The organism is Streptomyces sp. NPDC015171 (genome assembly GCF_043079545.1).
Lineage (GTDB): Bacteria > Actinomycetota > Actinomycetes > Streptomycetales > Streptomycetaceae > Streptomyces.
On sequence record NZ_JBIBUO010000032.1, the window covers coordinates 1 to 6,605 of the forward strand.

A 6,605-nucleotide genomic window follows, 5' to 3' on the forward strand; every position below is an offset into this window, starting at 1 on the left:
GTCTGGTCAACCATGTGGCCTGGGCGGCCCGTGAACTCGCCGCGCGCGGCACCGGAGGTGCCCCGCTGTTCTCCTCGGTCGCCTTCGACCTGGTCGTGCCCAATCTGTGGGCACCGCTGGTCACCGGGCAACGGGTGTTCGCGGTACCCCAGGACACCGAGCCCGGGCAACTGGGCCGTGCGCTGCTGGCCGAGGCGCCGTACAGCTTCGTCAAGCTGACCCCGGGCCACCTGGACATGCTCGCCGAGCAGCTCACCACCGAGCAGGCGGAAGAGCTGGCGGCTGTGCTGGTGGTGGCGGGCGAGGCGCTGCCCGGCACCACGGCGGACCGGTCGCTGGACATCCTCGGCCCCGGGCGCCTGATCAACGAGTACGGTCCGACCGAGGCGTCCGTCGGCTCCACGGTCTTCCCGGTGACGGAGCCGGTCGGCCACGAGGTGGTCCCGATCGGGCGTCCGTTGCCGAACATGCGGACGTACGTGCTGGATTCGGGGATGCGTCCGGCTCCGGTGAGTGTGCCGGGTGAGCTGTATGTCGGCGGCACGGGTGTGGCGCGTGGGTACGCGGGCCGCCCCGACCTGACCGCGGAACGCTTTCTGCCCGACCCGTACGGTGATGAGCCGGGCGCCCGTCTGTACCGCACCGGCGACCTGGTCCGTCAGCTCCCCGACGGTGCCGTGGAGTTCCTCGGCCGTATCGACGACCAGGTCAAGATCCGCGGCTACCGCGTCGAACTCGGCGAGATCCAGGCCGTCCTCACCGAACACCCCGCGGTCCGCGAGGCGTTCCTCACCGTCCACGAGCCGATTCCGGGCGACCGCCGCCTGGTGGCGTACTGGACGGCGGCGGGCGAGGCGGGCATGGAGCCCGAGGCCCTGGCCGAGCACTGCGCGGTGCGCCTGCCCGACTACATGGTGCCCGCGGCCTTTGTGGCCCTGGACGCCTTGCCGCTGAACGCCAACGGCAAGGTCGACCGGCGTGCCCTGCCGGTGCCCGACCGGGGTGCGCTGCGCACCGGCACGGACCATGTGCCACCCCGCACGCCGACGGAGAAGGCGCTGGCCGCCATCTGGTCCGAGGTCCTCGGCGTCGAGCAGATCGGCATCCACGACCGCTTCTTCGACCTCGGCGGCCACTCTCTGCTCATGATCAAGGTCCTGGCCGCGGCCCGTGCCGCCGGCCTGGCGGTCTCGATCTACCGCATGTACCAGCACGACACCCTGATCGACCTGGCGGCGGCGGTGGACGCGGACGCGGACGCGGACGCGGACGCGGACGACGTACGGCCGCAGGCCGTGGCCTCAGGCACGGTCAAGGTGCCCGCCGAGTTGCTGGCGCAGCTGCTCCGGCAGGTCGGCGGGGACGGCGCGGAGCAGACGAGCGAGGCGGTGACGCAAGCCGCCGCGCTGCTCGCCACCGCGCCGCGGGACCAGGCCCCCACTGCGACGGGTGGACTCGTCGAGGACATCGACGCCGTCATGACCGAGCATCACGTGCCCGGTGTCGCGCTCGCCGTTATCCGCGACGGCGCCGTGGCGGCCGTCGAGGGCCACGGCGTGCTGGCGGCCAGCAGCGACGCGGCGGTGACGGATCGGACGCTGTTCCAGGTCGGCTCCCTCAGCAAGCACGTCACCGCGCTGGGTGTGCTGTGTCTGGTGGACCGGGGAATCGTCGAGCTGGACGTCGACATCGAGGACTACCTGAGCTCCTGGCACCTCGAGGAGACACCGGACACTCCGGGTCGTGTCACCCTGCGGATGCTGCTCGGACACCGCGCCGGGCTCGCCCAGTACCGCGGCTTCAGATGCCGTCCCGGTGAGCCGGTACCGAGCCTGCTCGACCTGCTGGAGGGCAGGCCACCGGTAACCACCCCGCGGGTGCGCCGCGAGCTGCCGCCGGGGGACGTGTTCCGCAAGAGCAGCACCCACTACTGGGTGGTCCAGCAGGTGCTGGAGGACGTCACAGGTGAGCCGTTCGAGCCACTGATGCGGCGCCTGGTGCTGGACCCGCTCGGCCTCGCCGACAGCAGCTTCGACCAGGGTCACCCGCACACCGCAGGCCTGCCCGTGGCCCTCGGCCACGACGCCCACGGCGCCCCGCTCAAGGGCGGCTGGCGCGCACGCGCCCACCTTGCCGCTGCGGGGCTGTGGACAACGGCGGCGGACACGGCCCGGTTCGCGGTCGCGGTGCGGGACGCTCTTCTCGGTGCCCCGGGCGCACTGATCCCTCAGGCCCTGGCCCGGGAGCTGCTGGCGGGCGAGACCGGCACGTTCTACGGGCTCGGGACCATCGTCGACGACAGCGGCGACGACCTGGAGTTCGGGCACGGCGGCGAGCCCTCGGGATACCGGAACATGGCGATCAGCCTCCTGCACGGCGGCACCGGATTCGTCGCCCTGACCAATGCCGACTCCGGCATGACCGTCGTCAAGCACCTGGCAGCCGAACTGGGCCGCATCCATGCCGGTTTCGGCAGCGGCCGCCTGGCCTACGACTGGCGCACCGCCGAGGGCGGCGACGGGCTCCCGGCGGTCCTCATACCGGCCGTCACCGGCGAGGAACAGGCGTGATCCCCGCTCCCCGTACGGATCGCATGGCCCGCGCACCACACTGCACGTCACTGTCGGCACGCCTACACCCTCGAAGGAAGAGGAGGAATCCGTGGCATCCGTACGGCATCTGATCTCTATCAACGACCTCGACGACGCGGACCTGCGCGCCCTGGTCGACCGGGGGGCGGCGTTCTCGGCCGGCACCGCGGGCCACCCCGCTCCGCTTGCCGGGAATGTCGTGGGCGTCTACTTCAGCAAGACCTCCACCCGTACCCGCACCGCCTTCTCCAGCGGCGCACTGCGTCTGGGCGCGCAGATCATCGCGTACGGCCCCGACGACCTTCAGCTCAACACCGGTGAGACCAGTGAGGACACCGGCCGGGTGATGTCCCGCATGCTCGACGTCCTGGTCGCCCGCACTGCGGGCGACCCCGCGGAGATGCGCGCTTGGGCCGCCCAGGACCGGATGGCCGTGATCAACGCAATGAGCGCCGACGAGCACCCCACCCAGGCACTCACCGACCTGACCACGATGCGCAGGCAGTTCGGGCGGATCGAGGGGTTGCGCGTGCTCTACGTCGGCGAGGGCAACAACACCGCCTCCGCGCTGTCCCTCGCCCTGACCCGCTTCCCCGGCGTCGAGTTCGAACTACGCACTCCGCCCGGCTACGGCCTGGCCCCCTCCTACCGCGAGCGCGCAGCCGAGCAGGCCGCACGGTATGGGGCGGTGTTCCGCGAGTGCCACCACATGAACGAGCTGCCCGCCGACCTGGACGTCGTCTACACCACGCGCTGGCAGACCACCGGCACCAGCAAACCCGACCCGGACTGGCGCACGGTCTTCGCCCCGTTCCAGGTGACCGAGGCGCTCTGGGAGACCAGTCCCAAGGCCGTCTTCATGCACGACCTGCCTGCGCACCGGGGCGACGAGGTCACCGCCGAGGTCCTCGATGGCCCCGCGAGCATCGCCTTCGCGCAGGCCGAGAACAAGATGCACAGCGCGATGGCGGTCCTGGAGTGGTTCCGGGCATGACACTCGTCGGGGACGCCGAGACCGGCGGCGGGCCCGCCGCCGGCTCCACGACGGCCGAGGAGGCGGGCCCGGATCGTCCGCTGCGCCGCAACCGGGACTTTCTGCTGCTGTGGTCGGGGGCCAGCCTGTCCTTTCTCGCCGCCCGGGTCACGGCAGTCGCCTACCCGCTGATCGTGCTGTGGCACACAGGCTCCCCGCTAGCTATGTCTGTGGTGTCCACCGCGGCCCTGCTGCCGTTGCTGCTGGTGCAGTTGCCGGCCGGCGCGCTGGTGGACCGCTGGGATCGTCGGCGGCTGATGCTGGTATGCGAGGCGGGCCGGCTGGTCGCGGTCGGCAGCGTCGCGCTCGCCCTTGCAGCGGGCCGGATGACGGTGGCGCACCTGGCGGCCTCGGCCTTCGTCGAGGCGTCCCTCGCGGTGTTCTACCGGCTTGCCGAACGGGGCGCCGTACGCAACATCGTGCATCCGGCGCACCTGCCGACCGCTCTCGCGCAGAACGAGGCGCGCGGACGGGCGGCCGGGCTGCTCGGCCAGCCCGGCGGGGTGCTGCTGCAGTCGGCGGCCCGCTGGCTGCCGTTCGGGTTCGGCGCGCTCGGCTATCTGGTCTCGCTTTTCTCCCTGTTGCTGATCCACAAGGACTTCCAGCAGGAACGCGCTGACGACACCGGCGGGCGCCGGATGGTGACGGAGGTCGCGGAGGGGATGCGCTGGCTGTGGCGGCAGCGGTTCCTGCGCGCGGCGCTCGGGTACGTCGCCGGCACCAACGTGCTGTTCCAGATGCTGGCCCTCGCCCTGATCCTGCGGATCAAGGAGGCAGGGCTGCCTTCGGCGACCCTCGCTGTCGTCGTGGGCATCGGCGGCGTCGGCGGCCTGTGCGGAGCACTCGCGGGCGGCCGGATTCAGCGCCGGATGCGCCAGCGCACGCTGCTCATCGGCGGGGCCGTGGCCTGGGCGCTGCTGATCGGCACCATGGGCTTCACCAGCGAGCCTGTGCTGCTGGGCGCGCTGTACGCCGGCACCGGGTTCGTTGGCGCGGTGTTCAACGTCGGCGCGTCCGTCTACCAGGTCCGCACCACCCCCGACGCGCTCCAGGGCAGGGTCGCCGCGACGGCCGGACTCATCGGCTCCGGGACCAACGCACTCGGCTCGTTCGCGGCAGGTCTGCTCCTCGCGGACTGGGGCGCCGAGACCACGGTCCGCGCGATCGCCGCCGCCATGGCCGTACTTGCCCTGTTCGCCGTCCTGGCGCCGGACTTGAAGGGAGAGATCACGGATGACAGGACCGACACGGGCACCGGCAGTGCCACGGGTGGCTGAGCGGTCCGGGTGGGGGGACCCGTGGCTCAGGACTTACCCGGCCGCGTCCGGCCGGGAGCCCCGGATTCGGCTGTTGTGCTTCCCGCACGCGGGCGGAACCGCCCAGCTCTTCCACGGCTGGGCGGCACTGCTGCCCAAGGACGTGGAACTGCTCGCAGTCCGCTACCCGGGCCGTCAGGAGCGGCTGTCCGAGCCATTCGCCGAGGACATGGCCGAGCTCGCCGACGCCGTCACCGCCGCACTGCTGCCCCGCCTCGACCGCCCGCTCGCCCTGTTCGGGCACAGCATGGGCTCGACCGTCGCCTACGAGACCGCCATGCGGCTGGAGCGCAGGCACGGGGTCGTGCCGCGCCGGCTGATCGTCTCGGCCCGCTCGGCGCCCCACCGGTTCCGCCGCACGGGCCTGCACCTGCGCGGCGACGACGAACTGCTCGCCGGGGTACGCCGGCTGGGCTCGCTGGGCTCGGAGGCGTACGACATCCCCGAGCTGCGCGAACTGCTGCTGCCGGCGCTGCGCGCCGACTACCGGCTTGTCGAGAACTACCGCCCCGCGTCACCGCCCGTGCCGACGCAGGCCCCGATCACCGCGTGTCTCGGGCTCCAGGACCCCGGCTGCGACCCCGACTCCGTAAAGGCCTGGTCCGAGCTGACCCGGGCCGGTGACTTCGCCCTGCGCACCTACCCGGGCGACCACTTCTACCTCGCACCCCGGGAGGCGGAGCTGGTCGCCGACATCACCAAGGATCTGGAGGCATGAACTGATGACACGGACCGACATCTGGACCCCGCTGGAGATCGAGGCCGAGTTCGGCGGTGACGCCGGCGAACTCGTCACCCGTCTCAAGGACATGGGGCCGCAGGAGCTGACCCGGCTGCTGACGGAGGAGAAGGGCCTGGTCTTCCGCGGCTTCGGGGTCACTCCCGACCATCTGGACGAGGTACTGGACCTGCTGCTGCCCAACCGGCTCGCCTATGTGCACGGCAACTCGCCGCGCACCAAGGTCGGCAGCAACGTCTACACCTCGACCGAGTACCCGCAGGAGTTCACCATCTCGATGCACAACGAGATGAGCTACGCCCACGCCTGGCCGGCCCGCCTCGCCTTCTACTGCCAGATCCGGCCGGGCAGCGGCGGCGCCACCCCGGTGGTGGACGCGGCGCTCTGGCTGAACTCCCTGGACGCCGAGGTGCGCGAGGCCTTCGCGGGCGGCGTGCGCTATGTGCAGAACCTGCACGACGGCTATGGCCTGGGCAAGAGCTGGCAGGACACCTTCGAGACGAACAGCCGCGCCGACGTGGAGGCGTTCCTCGACCCGACCGGCGCCACCTGGGAGTGGCGGGCCGACGGCGGGCTGCGCGTCTCCTCGGTGCGCCCGGCCACCACCCGCCATCCGCTCACCGGCACGGAGGTGTGGTTCAACCAGTCCGACCAGTGGCACCCGGCCGGCCTCGGCGACGACACCGCGGCCGCCCTGGCACAGATCATGCCCGAGGACGACCTGCCACAGAACGTCACCTTCGCCGACGGCAGCCCCATCCCGGCCAGGTACGTCGAGCAGATCCGCGACCGTGGCCTGGAGCACGCCGTCGACGTCGACTGGCGCACCGGGGACCTGCTGGTGATCGACAACGTCCTGCTGGCCCATGGCCGCCGCCCCTTCACCGGCGAGCGCCGGGTCCTGGTCGCGATGTCGGACTGAGGCG

Annotated in this window: 5 protein-coding genes; all 5 read left to right on the forward strand. The window is 71.8% G+C overall.

Annotated elements, in window-relative coordinates; all coding sequences use genetic code 11:
- A partial coding sequence (locus ACF073_RS40170; RefSeq protein ID WP_392076494.1) for a serine hydrolase occupies positions 1–2,570 on the forward strand: 2,570 nt, incomplete at its 5' end.
- A gap of 91 nt (positions 2,571–2,661) precedes the next feature.
- The gene (locus ACF073_RS40175) at positions 2,662–3,585 is read left to right on the forward strand and encodes an ornithine carbamoyltransferase (RefSeq protein WP_392076495.1); all 924 of its coding nucleotides are present in this window, start codon (positions 2,662–2,664) and stop codon (positions 3,583–3,585) included.
- Positions 3,582–4,901 carry an MFS transporter gene (locus tag ACF073_RS40180; protein WP_392076496.1) on the forward strand — a complete coding sequence of 440 codons (1,320 nt, stop codon included), beginning with the start codon at positions 3,582–3,584 and terminating at the stop codon, positions 4,899–4,901. Before ACF073_RS40175 ends, ACF073_RS40180 begins: the two co-directional genes overlap by 4 nt.
- Positions 4,902–4,974: 73 nt before the next feature.
- Complete coding sequence (locus ACF073_RS40185; RefSeq protein ID WP_392076497.1) at positions 4,975–5,658, forward strand: thioesterase II family protein; 684 nt, start codon at positions 4,975–4,977, stop codon at positions 5,656–5,658.
- Positions 5,659–5,662: 4 nt separating this feature from the next.
- Complete coding sequence (locus tag ACF073_RS40190; RefSeq protein ID WP_392076498.1) at positions 5,663–6,601, forward strand: TauD/TfdA family dioxygenase; 939 nt, start codon at positions 5,663–5,665, stop codon at positions 6,599–6,601.
- Positions 6,602–6,605 lie beyond the last annotated feature (4 nt).